Source organism: Croceivirga radicis (genome assembly GCF_002072105.2).
Lineage (GTDB): Bacteria > Bacteroidota > Bacteroidia > Flavobacteriales > Flavobacteriaceae > Croceivirga > Croceivirga radicis.
Genome location: NZ_MTBC01000010.1, coordinates 100,837 through 119,574, shown reverse-complemented (window position 1 = coordinate 119,574; position 18,738 = coordinate 100,837). Strand labels below are relative to the sequence as shown.

Annotated in this window: 19 protein-coding genes; 18 read left to right on the top strand and 1 reads right to left on the bottom strand. The window is 34.7% G+C overall.

Annotated elements, in window-relative coordinates:
* The first annotated feature begins 135 nt into the window (after nucleotides 1–135).
* The 15 genes from BUL40_RS13775 to BUL40_RS13705 all read left to right on the top strand — a co-directional run bounded on the left by BUL40_RS13775 (nucleotide 136) and on the right by BUL40_RS13705 (nucleotide 15,356).
* Entirely contained in the window at nucleotides 136–1,944 is a 1,809-nt protein-coding gene (locus BUL40_RS13775) for a PAS domain-containing sensor histidine kinase (protein ID WP_080319724.1), read from the top strand.
* Nucleotides 1,941–2,345 (top strand): response regulator, encoded by a 405-nt coding sequence (locus BUL40_RS13770; protein WP_080319723.1) that lies wholly within the window; start codon nucleotides 1,941–1,943, stop codon nucleotides 2,343–2,345. The genes BUL40_RS13775 and BUL40_RS13770 overlap by 4 nt, the downstream gene beginning before the upstream one ends.
* A 216-nt stretch (nucleotides 2,346–2,561) precedes the next feature.
* Nucleotides 2,562–2,963 (top strand): hypothetical protein, encoded by a 402-nt coding sequence (locus tag BUL40_RS13765; RefSeq protein ID WP_080319722.1) that lies wholly within the window; start codon nucleotides 2,562–2,564, stop codon nucleotides 2,961–2,963.
* A 145-nt stretch (nucleotides 2,964–3,108) separates the two neighbouring features.
* Nucleotides 3,109–3,960, top strand: coding sequence for a CPBP family intramembrane glutamic endopeptidase (locus BUL40_RS13760; RefSeq protein WP_080319721.1), 852 nt, complete (start codon nucleotides 3,109–3,111; stop codon nucleotides 3,958–3,960).
* Nucleotides 3,961–4,073: 113 nt separating this feature from the next.
* Nucleotides 4,074–4,715 (top strand): hypothetical protein, encoded by a 642-nt coding sequence (locus tag BUL40_RS13755; protein ID WP_141239679.1) that lies wholly within the window; start codon nucleotides 4,074–4,076, stop codon nucleotides 4,713–4,715.
* Between the two features lie 23 nt (nucleotides 4,716–4,738).
* Entirely contained in the window at nucleotides 4,739–5,506 is a 768-nt protein-coding gene (locus tag BUL40_RS13750) for a hypothetical protein (RefSeq protein ID WP_141239678.1), read from the top strand.
* Nucleotides 5,507–5,649: 143 nt separating this feature from the next.
* Nucleotides 5,650–6,261, top strand: a complete 612-nt coding sequence (locus BUL40_RS13745; protein ID WP_010516970.1) for a Crp/Fnr family transcriptional regulator — start codon at nucleotides 5,650–5,652, stop codon at nucleotides 6,259–6,261.
* Nucleotides 6,262–6,329: 68 nt separating this feature from the next.
* Entirely contained in the window at nucleotides 6,330–7,127 is a 798-nt protein-coding gene (locus BUL40_RS13740) for an alpha/beta hydrolase (protein WP_176465490.1), read from the top strand.
* Nucleotides 7,111–7,698 (top strand): hypothetical protein, encoded by a 588-nt coding sequence (locus BUL40_RS13735; protein WP_080319717.1) that lies wholly within the window; start codon nucleotides 7,111–7,113, stop codon nucleotides 7,696–7,698. The genes BUL40_RS13740 and BUL40_RS13735 overlap by 17 nt, the downstream gene beginning before the upstream one ends.
* Before the next feature lie 108 nt (nucleotides 7,699–7,806).
* Nucleotides 7,807–8,532 carry a subclass B1 metallo-beta-lactamase gene (gene bla, locus BUL40_RS13730; protein WP_080319716.1) on the top strand — a complete coding sequence of 242 codons (726 nt, stop codon included), beginning with the start codon at nucleotides 7,807–7,809 and terminating at the stop codon, nucleotides 8,530–8,532.
* Between the two features lie 157 nt (nucleotides 8,533–8,689).
* Entirely contained in the window at nucleotides 8,690–9,382 is a 693-nt protein-coding gene (locus tag BUL40_RS13725; protein ID WP_080319715.1) for a ZIP family metal transporter, read from the top strand.
* A 113-nt stretch (nucleotides 9,383–9,495) separates the two neighbouring features.
* Nucleotides 9,496–10,611, top strand: a complete 1,116-nt coding sequence (locus BUL40_RS13720) for a hypothetical protein (protein WP_080319714.1) — start codon at nucleotides 9,496–9,498, stop codon at nucleotides 10,609–10,611.
* A 101-nt stretch (nucleotides 10,612–10,712) separates the two neighbouring features.
* Nucleotides 10,713–12,368 carry an RluA family pseudouridine synthase gene (locus BUL40_RS13715; RefSeq protein ID WP_141239677.1) on the top strand — a complete coding sequence of 552 codons (1,656 nt, stop codon included), beginning with the start codon at nucleotides 10,713–10,715 and terminating at the stop codon, nucleotides 12,366–12,368.
* 288 nt (nucleotides 12,369–12,656) lie between these two features.
* On the top strand, nucleotides 12,657–13,109 hold the full coding sequence (locus BUL40_RS13710; RefSeq protein ID WP_010516959.1) for a response regulator: 453 nt from the start codon (nucleotides 12,657–12,659) through the stop codon (nucleotides 13,107–13,109).
* A 3-nt stretch (nucleotides 13,110–13,112) separates the two neighbouring features.
* Nucleotides 13,113–15,356: an ATP-binding protein gene (locus BUL40_RS13705; protein WP_080319712.1), complete on the top strand. Its 2,244-nt coding sequence runs from the start codon at nucleotides 13,113–13,115 to the stop codon at nucleotides 15,354–15,356.
* Here the strand turns inward: BUL40_RS13705 and BUL40_RS13700 are convergent.
* Nucleotides 15,331–15,909: a biliverdin-producing heme oxygenase gene (locus BUL40_RS13700; RefSeq protein ID WP_080319711.1), complete on the bottom strand. Its 579-nt coding sequence runs from the start codon at nucleotides 15,907–15,909 to the stop codon at nucleotides 15,331–15,333. The two genes, BUL40_RS13705 and BUL40_RS13700, sit on opposite strands and share 26 nt — an antisense overlap.
* Nucleotides 15,910–16,021: 112 nt before the next feature.
* On the opposite strand from BUL40_RS13700, the gene BUL40_RS13695 reads away from it, so the two are divergent.
* The 3 genes from BUL40_RS13695 (at nucleotide 16,022) to BUL40_RS13680 (ending at nucleotide 18,603) form a co-directional block, all read left to right on the top strand.
* A complete protein-coding gene (locus BUL40_RS13695) occupies nucleotides 16,022–16,804 on the top strand; it encodes a hypothetical protein (RefSeq protein ID WP_080319710.1) in 783 nt (260 codons plus the stop codon).
* A 527-nt stretch (nucleotides 16,805–17,331) separates the two neighbouring features.
* A complete protein-coding gene (locus BUL40_RS13685; protein WP_080319708.1) occupies nucleotides 17,332–17,787 on the top strand; it encodes a hypothetical protein in 456 nt (151 codons plus the stop codon).
* 234 nt (nucleotides 17,788–18,021) lie between these two features.
* Nucleotides 18,022–18,603: an LOG family protein gene (locus BUL40_RS13680; RefSeq protein WP_010516940.1), complete on the top strand. Its 582-nt coding sequence runs from the start codon at nucleotides 18,022–18,024 to the stop codon at nucleotides 18,601–18,603.
* Nucleotides 18,604–18,738: the final 135 nt, after the last annotated feature.

Genomic DNA, 18,738 nt, shown 5'->3' with positions numbered 1-18,738 from the left:
AACATGGGAGTTTATGGTTTCAACATGGTTTAATAGTATAAATCTTACACTTTTATGCTACATTTCGTCTAAAAAAACATACTATTTATGGATTTTTTTAGTTTCTTGTAGGAAACAACACCAACAAATTAAATTATGACTGTGGACTTTTCCCCCTTCCACCAGTTGGATACACCCTTTGCCATTATAGATAAGGAGTATACCTACATAGAAATTAGCAAACAGTGGCAGCAACAATTTAAACTAAAAAAGACGTTTAAGGGTAAAAAATTCTTTGAGTGTTTACCAGAGTTACCAGAAGAATTTCAAATAGATGTAAGCTACTGTTTAGAAGGAATAAGTTCTAGGTCAGATACCAAACGTATTGTAACCAGTTGTGGTAATTCGGTTTGGTATCAATGGAAAATAAGCACTTTAGGTGGGCATGAGGTCAATAATTACCTGTTCATCACTTTAGAAGATGTAACCGATAAAAAACTAGAAGAAGACCTTTTGTACAAGACCCAAGAGGTTGCCAAGATTGGGTCCTGGCGAATGGATTTAAAATCCAACACTATTTTTTGGTCAGACATGGTCAAAACAATTCATGAAGTACCGTTAGATTTTAAACCAGACTTAGAAAAGGCTATTTTCTTTTACAAAGCCGGCTGGAGCAGGGAACATATTACAAATCTTGTGAGTAGGGCCATAGCTTCCGGCACTTCTTGGGATACCGAGTTGATTATTGTTACGGAAAATGGGAAAGAAAAATGGGTGCGTGCCATAGGAGAACCAGAGATGGTAAACGGTAGCTGTATACGTTTGGTAGGTACTTTTCAAGACATAGACGCACGTAAACAGACCGAGTTGGAACTGGAGCGAAGCAAAAACGCTTTTGCAGATTCCATTAAAAACTCTAAAGTGGGTATGGCATTGGTTTCTCCTTCTGGACAGTTTTTAGAAGCAAACGAGAGCTTGTGTGCTTTATGGGGGTACAACAAAGAAGAATTAAAAAAATTAACCTTTCAAGAAATTACCCACCAAGAGGATCTAGAAAAAGATTTAGCGCTTTTAAATGAGGTGATAAACGGTAAAAGGGACACCTATCAGCTAGAAAAAAGGTATTTTGATAAAAAAGGACAAATAGTATATGCCTTATTAACTGTTACGGCCGTTAGAGACCAAGAGGGTACTATACAGCAATTTATTTCTCAGGTAATTGGGCTAAACGAACGCATCAAGAACGAAAACAAGTTAAAAAAGCTTTTAGATATTACTACCAACCAGAACGAAAGCTTGCTCAACTTTGCCTACATTGTTTCCCATAATTTAAGGTCGCACGCCAGTAATTTGGCTTTGGTTTGTGGCTTGGTCAACAATAACAAGCTATCTGCATCACAACGGGAAGAGGCCATGCTGCATTTAGAAAAGGCGTCTTCTAGTTTAAATGAAACCATAGACCATTTAAACGATGTGGTGCAAATAAAAATTGGTGGCGAACAACATTTGGAAAAGGTAGATTTAAAAAAGACCATTTCTAACACCCTAAAAGGAATTAGTGCGTTAATAGCAGAAAATAAAGTTGCCGTTACGTTGGATTATCAAGGTACGCCCAACATTTCTGGCAAACTTATTTATGTAGAAAGTATAGTTCTTAATTTAATCTCTAACGCCATAAAGTATAGGAATACCGCAATACCCGCCAAAATTGCCATACGTGTACAAGAACTAAATGATGCCGTATTGTTAGAAGTAGAAGATAATGGTTTGGGTATAGACATGGAGGCTAACGGCAGAAATTTATTTGGCATGTACAAAACCTTTCATAAGCATAAAGATGCCAAGGGTATTGGCTTGTTCATAACCAAAAACCAAGTAGAGGCAATTGGCGGTAAAATTGTTGCTACCAGCAGTGTAAACCAAGGGTCTACCTTTTCTGTTAAGTTTAAAAAACACCAGGTATGAGTATATCAAAATTTAAAACCAGCTGCATCATAGATGATGACCCTATACACCAATTTGGGTTAAAAATACTGATGGATAGGGCCAATTTTTCACAAGAGGTATTGGTGTTTGAAAATGGGGAAGAAGCCTTAAATGGATTAGCTAAACGTTTAAAGGAAGGTGAAGAATTGCCTGCTGTAATTTTTTTAGATTTAAATATGCCCATAAAAGATGGTTGGGGCTTTTTAGATGGGTTTGTAACCATACCCAATATTAATACGGATAAAGTAACCATATACATAGTGAGTTCTTCTATAAACCCTGCCGATATAGAAAAAGCCAAAACCTACGAGATGGTAAGCAATTATATTGTAAAACCGTTGGGGATAGACCAATTAGAAGCAATTATAGAAAGTCTATGATAGTACACCAAAATATCTAAACCTACTTAAATATTGCAATGAAAAACCCGGTACGTGTATCGGGTTTTTTAGATAATAGTAGTGGGTAATTGTATGGTTTTCGAGCTGTGTTGTTTAGCTTAAAATTGCGTAGTTTTATGCCAAACAGCTATGCGTTATAAGATGGATAGCTAATTGTTGCCATTAATTTGAAAAAGAGAATTATTGAAACAAAATATGATTTCTAAAACTTGGAATTATTACCAAAAAAATAGCTGGAAGTTAGGAGTTTTTATTTTATCAATATTTCTTCTTTATTTTATTAATCAGAAAATTGAATTAAAACAAAATTCCGTTGAAACTTACGGTAAAATATATGAAAAGAAACGAATTGTAAGTGGATTCAGAGTTCCTCCTATTTTTAAGTACAAGTTTTGGTTTATGTACGAGGAACAAAAGCATTTAGGCGAAACAACAGAAATTCTTGAGGGAGAGAATAATATTGGAAAAGTTTTTAAAGTTAGAGTTTTAATGAATAAACCTGAAAACTATGAGATTCTTTTTGACCAAGAATACATCGAAAAATATATTGTTGACAAAAACGGAAATCAAAAGACTCTATACTTTAAGAAAAACTAAGTAGAACATTGGCTATAATTCATCTTGGGTGTATTTACTAACCCGCAAACCTTTGACTTAAGGCAACGGTAAAATTTCGGGTGTAATGTTCACTTTGTTAAAATCCACAACAAAATCATAACTAAAGCGTAGTGTTTATTTCCATATGAAAGATAAAACGTCTAAAAATATTGGCTGGTATCGAGTTCTTTTAATTGTTCTCCCCTACTTTTTCATCGTAGGCCTATTTCAATTTATTGGAATCCTAATTGCTGGTATAGATTTATCTCAAGATTATCCAGAAAAGACTGCTTTTCAAAAATTAATTATAAGCTGGTTCAATTTACTTGGTACATTCCTTGTAATATGGATTTTTATGGAATATGTTGAAAAACAGAAATTTATACAACTCGGATTCCATATAAAAAACAGAATAAAGGATATCTTGATAGGAATTATCTTAGGTGCGCTTATTATGGGAGCGGGATATCTATTGCTTTATTTTTGGGGCGAAATTCAATTCGAAAGAGTGTTATTTAATTTTACGGATTTAACTTTAATTATCTTGCATTTTTTAATAGTAGCCCTTGTTGAAGAAGTTCTTTTCAGGGGCTATATCTTAAGAAATCTGATGATTTCATTTGATAAATATATTGCCCTAATTCTTTCCTCTTGTCTGTTTTTACTTATGCATGGTTTCAATCCTAATATTAGTTCATTTTCATTAATGGGATTGTTCTTGGCCGGGATGCTTTTAGGTGCAACATATATCTTCACAAAGAACTTATGGTTTCCAATTGCCCTACACTTCAGTTGGAATCTTTTTCAATCACTTTTAGGATTTAATGTAAGCGGACAAAATTCTTATTCGATTGTAGAACATCAAATAAGAGAAGCAAATTTATTTAACGGGGGAGCCTTTGGATTTGAAGGTTCATATTTGTCAATTATAGTCCAGCTAATTTTAATTGTTGGAATTATCTACTATTACAACCGAAAAAAACTAAACACGCAATAAGCTATAATTTATAGCTGCAATTTGTTAATTTGAAAGTATAAAACCATCAGCAACTGTATTTGCAAGGGCTAGATATCAAACTATTCATAAAGTGCGCAACTAACGATAAAAAAATGAACTATTTAATCTACCTGCTACTGTTTCTTTCAATGCTTAGCTCCTTTGGACAACAGAATTCTATTCAAAATGAATTTAACATTATTATTGAAAAAATTGGTGATTTAGATGGTGATGGAATTGGTGAGAAAGTAGCTGTTTATGAAATAAAGGATTCTACTAAATATGGAAACTTAAGGGAACTATGGATTTTTAGAAACAAAAATGGCAAGTGGATTAAGTGGATTAAAACAAATAATGTGACCCGTAAAAGCACTGGAGGGGAAGTAATAAGTGATACGCTTGAAGAAATTGAAATAAAAAATAATGTTTTAAGTATTCATTTTTATGGTGGTACTAACTGGAAATGGGTTTATACCGACAAATATAAATTTCAAAATAATCAATTTGAATTGATAGGTTATACCCATTCAAATTTTAAAACGTGTGATTACTGGGATTATTTAGACTTTAATCTTTTAACGGGTAAAATAATTTTGAAAACGGGATATGAAAATTGCGAAAAGCAAAATCAAAAAAGATATACAGAAGAAATTGAAACATTTTATCATAAAGGAGTTAAAGTTACCTTACAAAAACGAAAGGAGAAGGAAATTAAAATTGTATCCCCAAATGGAAAAACAATCTATTTATTCTAATAACGCTTAACACTACATTAAAAATGAAAAAGAATCGAAGAATTGCTAAAGTTATGGTCTTTATAATCGGTATTTTGATTATTTCCTGTTCCAAACCCAGTAAATTCGATTCTCACATGATATCTGTTTCGGAAAATGGTTATGGGGTTTTAGTTACTAAAATAATTCAACATAACACTCCAGAAGTTCCTGAACAAAAAATTAAGGATAGTGTATACGTTACGTCTTCGATTCCTGGAGCATATGATAATACTACTTCTTTGCGGTCATCTTTACAGATTCCCCAATCCAAACTTCCTAATTTTATAACTTTTGAGTATCAGTTTATGGATTTATCTGACTGTAGCTTTTCCAGAGATAGTAAAATTGTAAAGTTAATTTTCTTGAAAAATTACAGCCCTCATGAAAAGGGAGATATTATAGAGGCTAGTGAAGAAAAAGCTGATTTTTTCATTAAAAAAGGCAAAGGCAAGATTGCTACTTTAGCTTCTGTTGCCGGTAAAGGGCTAAATATAATTGAGACCATAGAGCAGTACCAAAAAGAATTAAAAACATCAAAATTATTCCAAATAAATAGCGGATGTAAAAAATGGACCGCTATTGATTCTTTAAAGTTTACAAAAACAATAGACTTAAGGCCATATACAAAGGCAAAGGAAATAAAAAGGTTTAGGGAGAGAAATAAAAATACTTCAGGAGGTTACTACGGAACACGAATTACGTATCAATTTTATGACAATGGTGATATAAGATTAGGATTAGAGAATTATACTACCAATACTTGGAAATAATTTTGAGGTACACGGGTATAATACATTTCTTCTGATTTATCTTTCGAAAAATCCCCGTACTAAGTTATAGCCTGTTATTTAATATTAAATTAGTTGCTCGCAGTGCATTCATATTTAAAACCGCCATCAAATATTACCCTGTTGTGAGAGATTTTTTTTCTGCTGAAGAAACTATCTTATTTAATTTCTTCAATCAAGTTTATCCGCTTAGTGAAAACGACTTTAGGCCTTTAGCCAAAGCAATAAAAAAGAAAAAATTAAAAAAAGGAGAAAATTTGCTCAATATTGGGCAAATAGAAACTAAAACTAGTTTTGTTTTAAAAGGTTTTATTCATCAATATGTAACTATTGAAGGTGAATTGTTTACAATTGATTTTGCATTGGAAGGCATGAGTTTTAATAATTTTACCAGCTATATGGAAAATTCACCTTCTAATCAGGTACAAGAAGCGCTAACGGATACTGAAATCTTGTATTTTGAAAAAGAAGATATTGAGCATCTTTTGTTGCAAAGTCATCCATTTTCATATAGCTACACAAAATTATTTGAACAAGTTCATTTAGAACGAGAAAAAAGGTCTTTGTTGCTACAACATAAGAACGCCTATAAAAAGTATGAACTTTTTTTGACCACAATACCAAAGGCCAAAATATTTTTAGAGCAAGTACCGCAAAAATTAATTGCAAACTACCTAGGCATCACGGCAGAAACCTACAGCCGGGTAAAAAAAGAATACTTGAAAAATAAAAATTAATGTCATTACTTATTTTAAAATAAGTATTGGGTTTTAAAACTTTAAGAGTTTTGTACAAACTTAAAGTTATGAAACTATCTTATTATTTATTGTTGCCCATTATTCTTTATGGTTGTTCTAAAAGCAATGATATTTCTGATATCAACGGTTCTATTCAAGAGTTTGTAATAGAATCCACAATCCTAAAAGACAGTTATCCTATTTATGTTTACCTACCATACAATTATTCTAATAACACCAACAATCAATTAATTATTGGTTTAGATGGTGAGACCAGATTTAATGAAATTGCTACATTAATTTCCGAAAAAATTCAACACGGAAAAATAGCTTCTTCTGTCTTTATTGCTATTGGCAATAACCAAAAAAGAAACAGAGATTATACCCCAACTGCTTATGCACATGGTTCAGGAGGTGCTAATAATTTTTATCAGTTCATTAAAAATGAGTTAATACCAGAGTTACAATCTAGATATGATATAGATCCATCAAATAATAAAACACTTATTGGGCATTCATTTGGAGGCTTATTTACACAATACGTAATGGCACAAGAAAGAACGTCAAATCCCTTTGATAAATTTATAGCCAGCGGTACATCATATTGGTATGACGCTGGGGTTATTTTTGAATATGAACAAGCGTATGCCAATGTAAATACTGATTTAGACGTAAGCCTCTACAATGGAATGGGCACTTTAGAAGGTGGTGTTATGTTAGCTTCTTTTGAAGAAATGAATAAACGTTTAGCTAGCAGGGGCTTTCCAAATTTTAGACATAAAAGCGAATTAATAACAGGTAGTGGTCATAGTGGTTCTGCCATAGAAATATTCAAAAAAGGATTAGATTATGTATTCAGTAACTAGATTGCTTGTAATTATTTGCCTAATATTTGGAAGCAGCTCGTTACACGCTCAAAACACAAATAACAATTCGTTAGAAATAGGACTTTTAGGAGCTGGTGATGAAGCACTGTATTATGGTGCCTACAGTAAATATATAATGCCATTATCACAAAAAAAACACCCTTTTACCTTGGCATTCTCTTTAGTTGCTTATTTTGACTTTAAAGGAGAGTCTGAACCCGATGCCTATTTAAAGAATGACATTGATATGCGTTTAATACCTACAATGAATATTGGATATGCATTAAATTTCAATAAAATACAATTACATTTTGAACTTCCCATAGGTGCTACTTTCGCTCTTACAAAAGGAACTTTGGTGAATGAAAGGGTAGGATTTGAAAGAGGCTTTTCCAATAAAGAAATATTTTTTAATTATGGTTTATCTTTTTCTCCAAAATATAGACTTAACAATTCTAACAGTTTAGGTCTTTATAGTTTTTTCCCTTTTACAAGTGATAAAGCGCAATCTGGATATCAAATCGGAATTGGATGGACAAAAACTTTTGTTAACAGCGTAGATAAAGAATAGCAGATGGTAAAGCGAGTTGAAAATTCTTATTTTTTAACTTCTTACATATTTATTTTAGTACGCTGAATATTTACAACTACAAATCTAAATTTTACACCGTTAGTAATCGTGAAAAACATCATCTACCTATTACCGATTTTGATTTTAACTAGTTGTAAGTCTACCAAACTGCCACTTAAAAACTATGAATCCGAAACGCTGAAAATTCAAAAATTATCTAATCACATTTACAGACATATTTCTTACTTGGAAACTGACAGCTATGGAAAAGTCTCTTGTAATGGAATGGTATATCTTAACGGAAATGATGCTTTGGTTTTTGACACGCCAACAAATAATAAAGCATCGTCTGAATTAATTGATTGGATTGGAAAAAGAAAAATCAAAGGTGTAGTAGTAACGCACTTTCATATTGATTGTTTAGGAGGACTCAAAGAATTTCACTTGAATGAGATTGAGTCCTACGCTTCAAAACTCACGATTGAGCTTGCTAAAAAAGACGGTCAAGAATTACCTAGGCAAAGTTTTGACGATAAAATAGCATTTGTAGTAGGAAAGAAAATTGCCTACGCCCAATTTTTTGGGCAAGGGCACACTAAAGACAATGTTGTAGGCTACGTTCCAAGTGAAAAAGCTTTGTTTGGTGGGTGTCTAATAAAAGCTCTAAATTCTGGAAAAGGAAATCTTGTAGATGCAAATACAAACCAATGGTCTACAACTGTTGAGAGAATAAAAAACAAGATAGATGGAATTGAAGTTGTAATACCTGGCCACGGAAAGAATGGTGGAATTGAACTATTAGACTTTACAATTCAATTATTTAAAGAAAAATAACTACTGCCTACAAAGAACGGAGGTAAAAAAAGCTTTTTTGGCGTTGGGTTTACCTATCTGTTATTAAATGGTTTAGCGTTAACCTTTTTGGTAAAAGAGCTGTAAAGACCTTTAGAGGCATCCTTATTTTTGTTTTTTAGATTCAAAAATTGTAAAAATGACGGTAATCGTAATTCTCATGGTCTCTGCAGCACTAATCGTTGGTGCTCTTTGGGGAATCTACGGTACGCTCTCCAAAAACCTAGAAGGTTTTTTGGTTGCCTTGGCGGGTGGGGCATTGCTGGTATCCGCTTTGTTAGAATTAATACATACCGCTGTAAAAAACTATTCGGTACCCATTGCACTAAGTGTGGTTTTTTTAGGTGCTATTGTTTTTACCGTCTTAGATTACCTAATCAAGAAAAAATGGAGTGCGCCTAGTGGTACAGGTTTATTGGCGGCCATAACGTTAGACGGAATCCCTGAAAATTTAGCCCTTGGGGTAGCCTTGATAGGAGCAACCCCTCTATCTGTAGCCGCATTATCTGGCTCCATATTATTATCTAATTTACCAGAGGCTGCAGGTGGAGCAAAAGAAATGGTAGCCAAGTACTCAAAAAGCAAAGTTTTTTTGTTGTGGCTGGCAACAGCTTTAATCCTTGCGGCTGCTGCTTTGGTGGGGCACTATGCATTAGCCAATGTTTCTAAAGAATATTTAAGTTACTTAAAGTGTTTTGCAGGAGGCGCTGTTGTGGCTTCTTTGGCCCTAGAAGTGTTTCCAAAGGCGTTTAAACAAGATCAATATTGGACGGGCCTTGCCACGGCAATTGGTTTGGTGTTGGCTTTGTATTTAAATACGTTGGGAGATTAGCGTATACGCTCTTGGTTTTTGGTTGGTACCTAACTCTTTGAAAAAACACGATAGAACGCATTAACTTTATTTCCTAGCTTTAGCCACCAGTAAAAGCAAATTATTAAGTAGAAATGGATTTTCATCTAACGGCGAAAAAGCACTTTATAAGTACCTTGTTTCTGTTTATTGGGTTAAATACATTTGGTCAAAAAGTTACCTACAATCATTTAGTAGATGCATCACACGGTCCCACCCAACAAATTATGGCGCTTTTTGAGAATTACATCGGTTCCAATCCGCAACTAAAAGCAGAGAATCCTTATTGGAATAGTGAAGAACAGGCTACGTACAAAAATTTCGATTTTTTAGAAGAAGAATTTGAACCCTCACTTTACATGGGTTTACCTGCACATGTTTTAAGTATCTCGTTTAAGGAAGATGTTGCTTTTATAAAAGTACAATTCTCCTATTGTAAGGCCGATGGTACCCCTTATGTGCTAGCCATCGTAAACTATTTGGCTAAAAAGGTAAAAGGGAAATACAGACTGTTTAATAGGCTACCGTTAAATAGGCAATCTTGGAATTGTACCACTGTGGGCAGAGTAGATTTTTATTACCCGGACTACCATGAATTCAATTACGAAAAAGCAGGTGAACTAAACGTCTTTATAAACAACCTCTGCGTAAATTTTGGGGTTAAGCCCAAACCGTTTGATTATTACATGGCTGCTAATTATGATGAGATTCAGGTTTTAAAAGGAATCGACTATTATCTGGGTATGGGCGGCGTGGATAGACCAAGTGGTAAAGCTGCCGAAAACAAGGTGTATTGCGGAGGTTTAGGAGAATTCTATGCGCATGAGGTGTTTCATGTGCAATTGGAAGAACATTTTCCAGAGATGCACTTTTGGGTTTCAGAAGGTATTGCTACTTTTTTGGGTGGTAGTAGAGGTCAAAGTTTGGATTGGCACCTTAAAAAAACCAATGATTTCCTAGCGCAGAACCCTAAGATTGATTTGAGTGAATTGCTTACTCTTAAAAACCTAGATTCAGAAACTGCCTATCACTACAGCCTAGGTGGGCTTATTGCCAGAAAGTTTTGGGAAACAGGTAAATACCCTTTGCTTAAAAAGATCATGGCAACCGTAAAAACAGATGCGGACTATTATAAGGCCATTGAAACCTATTTGGAAATACCTAAAGACAAACTAAACCATTATTTAAGAGATCAATTGGCACACTTTTAAATCGATACAAATTTTCATTTCAACAAAAGCAATTTAAAACGTTTTGAGTTCTCTAAATTTGTTGCGGTTTAATTGGATTATAGATAGACCTGGGAAAATAGTTGGCATTGACAAAAAACTCAAAATTAGTAATACTTCCTGCCTTGGATCAACATCCAATTCCGGCGCAATTGGATTATCCACATTTTTATAGACCTTGCGCCCTGGCAAAAGAAGCGGCGGCTCATCTTCAAAATCAATTGCAACAGAAATTACCGGGAATAGAAACAGAACCTAAAGGGCGTATGCTAGGGGTTCTAGTAGTAAAAACCCAAGACGGTAACCTTGGTTATCTGTCCGCTTATTCTGGAGAACTGCAACCAGTTATGGAAAAAGTACCCTTTGTGCCACCGGTGTATCAGTTACCTAAAGGAGAAGATTTTCCAGAAATGCTAGCCATAAACGCTATTGGAAAACAAATTAAAGCCTTAGAAAATAGTATAGCATTTAAAGCGGCAAAGCTTGCGGTGGAGCAAGCTAAAACTTCCGTAGCACAAAATATTAAAGCAGCAAAAGCAGCTGCAAAAGTAGCAAAGGCCAAAAGGGACCAACAAAGAAAAAAGGCAGAAGAACTTTCTGAGGAAGCGCGAAAAACTATATTGGCGAATTTGGCAAAAGAGGGGGCTGGTGCGGGTATGGACCTTAGGCGTTATGTACGTTCAGAAAACCTGCGATTAGAAAAAGCGGAAGCCGCGTTAGAGGTGTTGCGGCAGCAAATAGAAACACTTAAAACAGCGCGAAAAAATAAATCTGCAGCCTTGCAAGATGCTATTTTTAAGTCTTACCTTTTTTTAAATGCAGAAGGAAATAGTAAGGATGTAAAAACGGTTTTTCATGAAGCAGGGGTAGAGATACCACCTGCAGGAGCGGGAGAATGTGCCGCGCCCAAACTGTTTCAATATGCTTTTAAACATAAGCTAACGCCTGTAGCTTTAGCTGAGTTTTGGTGGGGTGCTGCACCAGACTCGGAAATTAGGGAACATGGTACATACTATCCTGCCTGTAAAGGTAAATGTAAACCCATTTTGGCCCATATGTTAAAAGGGTTGCCCGTAAAACCGAATCCGTTACTAGAGAATTTTGGAGCCAATAAGAAATTAGAAATACTTTTTGAAGACCAACATCTTGTGGTGGTTAATAAACCCTCTGGTATGTTGTCCGTTCCGGGTAAAACCATACAAGATTCGGTCAAAACTAGAATTTTATCTTTATACCCCAATGCCACTGGCCCAATTACCGTGCATAGATTAGACCAAGATACCTCTGGTATTCTATTGGTAGCATTGACCAAAGAAGCCCACAAGTTGTTGCAAAGGCAATTTTTAGACCGTACCATACATAAAACCTACGTTGCTATTTTAGACAGGGCAATTGCTGTGACCCAAGGCAAGATAGAACTGCCTTTGATCTTGGATATTTATAACCGGCCCATGCAAAAGGTAGATGCCCTATATGGTAAACATGCACTTACCCACTATGAGGTTTTAAAAACCACAAAGTCGCAAACCCTTATTAAACTGAACCCGGTAACAGGGCGATCCCATCAACTTAGGGTGCATTGTGCCCACAAATTAGGGCTGCATGCCCCAATAGCTGGTGATAATTTGTATGGTACACCATTAGACCGTTTGTACCTGCATGCGCAGCAAATAGAATTTAAGCATCCCATAAAACAAGATAAAATGGTGGTTACGGCACCAGCGCCATTTACTATTTAGATGATCAAAAAGTAGGGTAAAGCTAGCATTTGTTCTAGGTGTACGTGTCGTTATATCTATGCCATTTTAGTAAAATTAACACTAGGTTTAACAGTATATTTGGCACAAATAGTTCACCTTTGATGCAAACTTACCTATAGGGATAAGAATTAAGAATTCTTAATTAAAAGACATCCTTATTAAATTTTGTTTTGTATTTTCACAAAAACATTAAACAATATTGTTTGTATAGCTTAAAGTTTTAAGAAGTACTCTTTATCGTTTATAACCAAGTTAACACCACCAATTATGATTTCTTATTCTGTTTACTATCTTGATGACGATGAGGACGATACCTTATTATTTGAAGAGGCCGTGATGGCTATTGCTGAACAGCAACCTTTTAAAATACAGCTTCATATTTCTGAAAATGGAACTGGTTTTATTGAACATATTGAAAACGATCAATCAAATAGCAAGGTTGTATTTCTAGATATAAACATGCCCGTAAAAAGCGGCTTTGATTATTTAAGTGAACTACGTTCTAACCAAACTTTATCTAGTGTGCCGGTGGTTATGTATTCTACTAGTTCTAATGAAGATAATATTTTTAAAAGTCAGCAACTAGGAGCCAATTATTACGCCATTAAGCCCAATTCTTTTAATGATCTAAAAAAGATTATTCAAAAAGCAATTAGTATAGATTTTAAAAAAGAAACTGCTCCGCCCAACAATTTTTTATTTAACCAATTGGTAGGTTAAGACATGGAATTTAGGGATATAGTTAACAGGGATATTGTTAATCTAGAAAACTGTGAGGACGAGGCTATTCATATACCGGGTCTAATACAACCGCATGGTTTTTTAATTGCCGTGGACGTTAATACCAGTATAATCAATGTTTGTAGCGAAAATATAAGCGAATTCCTAGCTATAGACTATACGGCGGTTTTGGGCAAACCCATCAATTCAGTTTTTGAGTTTTCTTTAGATAGCCATTTAAAGGACATACAAGAAGATACCGGGGAGCAAAAAATAACCTTTAACGAGGTCTGTGCGGGAAAGCTACTCGCGTTTACCATACATAAATCTGATAATACCATTATCGTTGAAGGGGAGACTACCGAAAACCATCCTAATGAAGAAGCCAAACTTTACAATGCTAGCAAAAAGCTTCTAAGCTATATAGAAGACACCAATAGTTTAAAAGATTTATGTAATTCCGTGGCCCAGGCTATTAAAGAAATTACCGGTTACGATCGCGTAATGATTTATAAGTTTGACCAAGAATACAACGGCGAGGTATACGCCGAAGTCAAAGAAGAACATCTTGAGCCGTTTTTGGGTTTGCATTATCCACATACAGATATTCCGCCGCAAGCTAGGGCACTCTATATCAAAAATTTATTGCGAATTATAGGAGACGTCAATTACCAACCCGTAAAGTTGTTTACCTATGATAAAAGTAATTTGGAAACTTTGGATTTAGGTTTGTCCGTACTTAGGAGTGTTTCTCCCATACACGTACAGTATTTAAACAATATGGGCGTAGGTGCCACCTTAACGGTATCTTTGTTACATAAAGGAAAACTTTGGGGATTAATAGCCTGCCACCATTACGGTACTAAGTTTTTAAGCCAAGAAGTGCGTAATACCGTTAAGTTACATGGGCACTTTATTACCTCTCAAATAGATGTTAGGATCTTAAACGAACAATATGAGATTTCCAACCAGGCAAACCAGTGTGTAGATAAACTCACCGCAAAAGAACTACCTTTTGTAAGGGCTTCGGTACAAGAATTGTTCAATGACGATGCCATCTACAATTTATGCAATAGTAATGGTGTGGTGGCTTTTATAGGCAGTGAGTATTATACTAAGGGCAATGTTCCAGAAGAGAACAAATTGGCGTCCTACATAGATTTATTGGTTAAAGAAAAAAATCAAAATACCTTTATATCCTCTAACATGCCACAGCTACATCAGCTAGAAAACGGCGTGCTACAAGAATTTCCTGGCGTACTTTTTTATAGGTTAGACAATGTAAATTATATTGCCTGGTTTAGGGTGCCTACCATTAAAACAATTACTTGGGCAGGTGATCCAAGTAAAGCCATAGAAAAAGACAAAAATGGTTTATCGCCTAGAAAGTCATTTCAATCTTTTGAAGAAAGGGTAAAAGATACCAGTAAGCCTTGGCTTACCCCAGAAATAGAAGCTGCACAAAAATTTAGATTGTTTTTACAGTCCTTGGTAAGGTCTATACTTACCAATGAGGATAAAGAGCGACAACGAATTTTAAGTGAAAATCTAAAAGCCGTAAATACGGAGCTTGAAAACATTAGTTGGATCAGCACGCATGATCTACAAGAGCCTTTGCGTAAAATACGGATGATGGCCTCTACCTTGTTAGAAAACCCAGAGCAATACCAAGTAACGGATATTGTGGTTAAGCGAATTACCAGAATGGCCAAATCTGCGGAGCGTATGCAGAATTTGGTAAGGAATATCTTGGATTACAACAAAACAAGTGCAGAGCTTCAAGAACTAGAAGATATAGACTTCTATGCACTAATGGTGAAAATAGAAGAAGATATAAAAGAGAGTTTAAAAGAAGAAGGGGCAACCATGCAAGTGTCTAAAGACTTACCAACTATATCTGGTATCCCATTCTTAATTAAACAATGTGTACTCAACATAATTAGCAATGCCTTAAAATTTAAATTTCCAGAACGGGATGTTGTTATACAGGTATATACAGATGTAGCAGATGAAAAGTCAGATTTATACCACGTTGTGGCAATTAAGGACAATGGTATTGGATTTGATCAAGAACATAAGGATAAAATTTTCAAGATTTTCTCAAGATTACATTCCAAATCAGAATTTGAAGGTACAGGGATAGGCCTCGCATTTTGTAAAAAAATAATGCTTAAGCACAACGGTTTTATACGGGCAGACGGTGTTAAGGATGAAGGGGCTATTATTCGCTTATATTTTCCAAAATAGAAGTGAGCTCTAGCCATTCTTTTAAGGAAGAAAAGGTTTCATTAGCTCCTTTAAAAACCTCTTCTTTATCCAAATGGGTTTCGTATTGGGCAATACTATTTTTAAAGGAAAGCCACATATCCATGGTTTCATCACTATACGAATCAAAATAATAGGTGCTAGTGTTGGCGCCCAGCTGCTTTTTAAGCATTTTAGAAATAATTTGGCCGCCCATGGTAGACCCTTCCATAACATACAAAACACCAACCGCGTAAGCGGTAGAAGTTATTTGTTGTGTTTTACTTTCTGTGCTCGTGTTTACGGTATAATTCAGTGCTTTTAGGTCTTTTAAAATCCACTGGGTGTGTTTTCTTTTTTCAATATCTGGTAGTATAGCTTGGTCTATGTATTGGTGTACTTTGCTTTCCAAAGGGTTGTAGAACAAAAACAAGCGCTCCAAAAGTTTACCATAGTCTTCAAGGCTATTTATAGCCTTAAGCTCTTTTACCATTACTTTTTCTACCCTAACGTGAGCAGCTTTAGTATCGTTCTTTAAGTTGGTTAGAATAGACATAGGCTTAAATTAGCAAAGAGCTCATAAATATAAGTAGAATAAGAAGTATTCTACCATAGAATTTAAATTGAAAAGAAGTAGGTTTTCTAATTTTAGTATCTTAAACCAATCTATGGTATTCAAAAAAAGGGTTAATAAACGTAAATTATTTCTGTTCATGGTATTTCGTATCTGTTTATGGGTGTTGGTGCTACTTCCCTTATTTGGTACAAGTCAAACTTTTAAGGTGCCAACGGTCTATGCAGGTGTAGAAATGGTACATGATGCTTTAGACTTTAGTACCGGCCGTATGGATAACGTATTTTATTTTAGAACAGATGGTAGTTTTACGGAAACACTTTATGAGGAGAAATGGAAATCTATAAAAGATGGAAGTTATAAGTTAACCGGAAAACATGTAATTTTAGAGTATGTAGAAGATAGGGAAAAGGATACCTTGTTTTTGGATGCAGATGGCAAAACAGGAAAATATAGGTGTTGCGGCCTATCCTTGGGTTGGGCTACAATGGTAAAGATGAAAAGTGTTAAAGAAATTCCTGCGGGTTTCTATAGTTATGAAACAGCTTCTAGTTTAAGCGCTACTACAGATTTTGCGCAAACAAGGGTTTTCTCTAATGATGACATTTACTTTCTGGCGGATAAGCGGTTTACCAGGGATAAAAAAAGCATGGTAGCCTTAACCAGTGCAAATACGGTGCTAACCGCTACCGGCGATGATTCTTTAACAGGAAGCTACACCGTTACCGAAGGTGCTTTAACCCTAATGTACGATGATGGAGAAATAGAAAAGGGAAGTTTTTTTTTGGATTCTAGATTAATGGATGGTAGCAAAGAAAAAGCATATTTAATGGCCTTTAAAGGCGATGTATTTGTATATCTCCCCACTGCCAATTAAGGTAATAGATGTTGTATTGTGTTGGCGATAGTGTGCTTTTAGATATGTTAACTGTTAATTTATAGATAGAATGGTGGCAACAGGGTTAAAAATTAGTGTGAACAAACTTTTGATCATCGGTTTGTTATGCAGCGTAATAGGCGGTCTATTGCTATTCCTTAAGTTGAATTATTTTTTTTGGAAGTCGGGTTTAGACTATCTTATATACATAGGCATAGGATTACTCCTAGTTGCTGCTCTTTTTGTCTTACTTGCCTTAATAAGTTCAACAATACAATTGTATACATCTCAGAAATTTGAATGGAACTGGTTAATCTGCGTTTTTCTTACGCTACTAATTAGTGTGTTTACCTACTACTATGCTAATTAAGAAAATAAAACAACTCATTTTATATTAAATTTTTCTTCCAGTTTATTACAAGAAGAAAAAGCATTGATAGTTTCTTATAGTTATTCTGGAGCTAAGATTTAGTAGTTTTATACAAAAGTGTTGTACACAAGCATAAACTAACTAAACAAAATGAATTATGGGTGTTTATTTAACCTTTAGTAGAATCACTAAGTCAGATGAATACAAGGTAAGTGAATATAAAATGTATGACATAATTGAAGCTGACTATGAAAAATTAGCAACCTATAGAAATGAATCTGTAAGTTTTAGAGGCGGAGCTGTTTCTCTTGATTATTTGTACAACTATGAATGGCTATCTGATTTAGGGATATACTTTCAATCAGACTTTCTATTCCACATTCTTGTTGTTTCAATAGGCGACCAATCATTCAGGTATGAAAACGATAGATTAATAATTGCACTTTTTAAAGTCGAGAAGATTCTAAAAATAATTAAAGTGATTATTGACAACCCATATATCTTCAAAGAATCAAAAGCTGATGAGGATGAAATTCAAAATATGAAATTGCTTTTAGAACTTCTTGAAACGGCTAAGTCAAATGATGACTTGATTGAATGTACAATTGGATAACTAAATAGCCAGTGTACAACACGCTGTATATTTCATAGCTGGTTAGTGGTTTTCCAAGCTTTGGTTCTTCGTAGAAATCCCGTCAATCTGCAAGATTGGCTAGCTTCGGAGGACAAATTTAGCAAGTCAATCTTGCAGATTGACTCCGTGGTAAACCGAAATTTCACTAGCTTGAAGTCAGCCACGAAAACATACAGTTAACGTTGTGCGTCATATAATCAGAACATATATTTAATGAATAGAATTACAGTTTTTTGTGGTTCAAGTTTTGGAACTGATAACGAATTTGAACTTAAAGCTATAGAGCTTGGTAAAAAATTAGCTCATCAAAATATTGAGCTAGTTTACGGTGGAGCGAATGTTGGACTAATGGGAGCAGTAGCAAATGGGTCATTAAAAAATTCAGGAAGAGTAATAGGAGTTTTGCCCCGTTTTCTAAAATCAAAAGAAATTGCTCATAATGAATTAACTGAATTGATTTTAGTTAACTCAATGCACGAGAGAAAAACTAAAATGAATGAACTCTGCGATGGAGTTATTGCTCTTCCCGGAGGTTTTGGAACTATAGAAGAACTTTTCGAAATGCTGACTTGGGGACAATTAGGACTTCATAAAAAACCTATTGGAATCCTAAATATTAATGGATTTTATGACAATCTGATTGCATTTTTAGACGATATGGTTACAAAAGGACTTTTGAAGGAAATAAACAGAAAAATGGTTTTAATTAGTGACAATATTGATGAATTGATTATAAAAATGAAAGCATACCAAGCACCTACAATTGGAAAATGGATTACGAAAGAAACCTCTTGAAAATAAAATACGAACGCACAACACAGTGTATAGTTAATTGCGGGCGGAATTTCCAACTGGAAATTCCTGCAATCAATTATCTTTAAAGTCAGGCGGACATTTTCCGTTGAAAAAGTCCGCAACGAAATCATAGCC

Excerpts from the sequence above, each read along its gene's own strand:
- BUL40_RS13775 (WP_080319724.1), top strand. The coding sequence starts at position 136 with ATGACTGTGGACTTTTCCCCCTTCCACCAGTTGGATACACCCTTTGCC.
- BUL40_RS13770 (WP_080319723.1), top strand. The coding sequence starts at position 1,941 with ATGAGTATATCAAAATTTAAAACCAGCTGCATCATAGATGATGACCCT.
- BUL40_RS13765 (WP_080319722.1), top strand. The coding sequence starts at position 2,562 with ATGATTTCTAAAACTTGGAATTATTACCAAAAAAATAGCTGGAAGTTA.
- BUL40_RS13760 (WP_080319721.1), top strand. The coding sequence starts at position 3,109 with ATGAAAGATAAAACGTCTAAAAATATTGGCTGGTATCGAGTTCTTTTA.
- BUL40_RS13755 (WP_141239679.1), top strand. The coding sequence starts at position 4,074 with ATGAACTATTTAATCTACCTGCTACTGTTTCTTTCAATGCTTAGCTCC.
- BUL40_RS13750 (WP_141239678.1), top strand. The coding sequence starts at position 4,739 with ATGAAAAAGAATCGAAGAATTGCTAAAGTTATGGTCTTTATAATCGGT.
- BUL40_RS13740 (WP_176465490.1), top strand. The coding sequence starts at position 6,330 with ATGAAACTATCTTATTATTTATTGTTGCCCATTATTCTTTATGGTTGT.
- BUL40_RS13735 (WP_080319717.1), top strand. The coding sequence starts at position 7,111 with ATGTATTCAGTAACTAGATTGCTTGTAATTATTTGCCTAATATTTGGA.
- BUL40_RS13725 (WP_080319715.1), top strand. The coding sequence starts at position 8,690 with ATGACGGTAATCGTAATTCTCATGGTCTCTGCAGCACTAATCGTTGGT.
- BUL40_RS13720 (WP_080319714.1), top strand. The coding sequence starts at position 9,496 with ATGGATTTTCATCTAACGGCGAAAAAGCACTTTATAAGTACCTTGTTT.
- BUL40_RS13710 (WP_010516959.1), top strand. The coding sequence starts at position 12,657 with ATGATTTCTTATTCTGTTTACTATCTTGATGACGATGAGGACGATACC.
- BUL40_RS13705 (WP_080319712.1), top strand. The coding sequence starts at position 13,113 with ATGGAATTTAGGGATATAGTTAACAGGGATATTGTTAATCTAGAAAAC.
- BUL40_RS13700 (WP_080319711.1), bottom strand. The coding sequence starts at position 15,909 with ATGTCTATTCTAACCAACTTAAAGAACGATACTAAAGCTGCTCACGTT.
- BUL40_RS13695 (WP_080319710.1), top strand. The coding sequence starts at position 16,022 with ATGGTATTCAAAAAAAGGGTTAATAAACGTAAATTATTTCTGTTCATG.
- BUL40_RS13685 (WP_080319708.1), top strand. The coding sequence starts at position 17,332 with ATGGGTGTTTATTTAACCTTTAGTAGAATCACTAAGTCAGATGAATAC.
- BUL40_RS13680 (WP_010516940.1), top strand. The coding sequence starts at position 18,022 with ATGAATAGAATTACAGTTTTTTGTGGTTCAAGTTTTGGAACTGATAAC.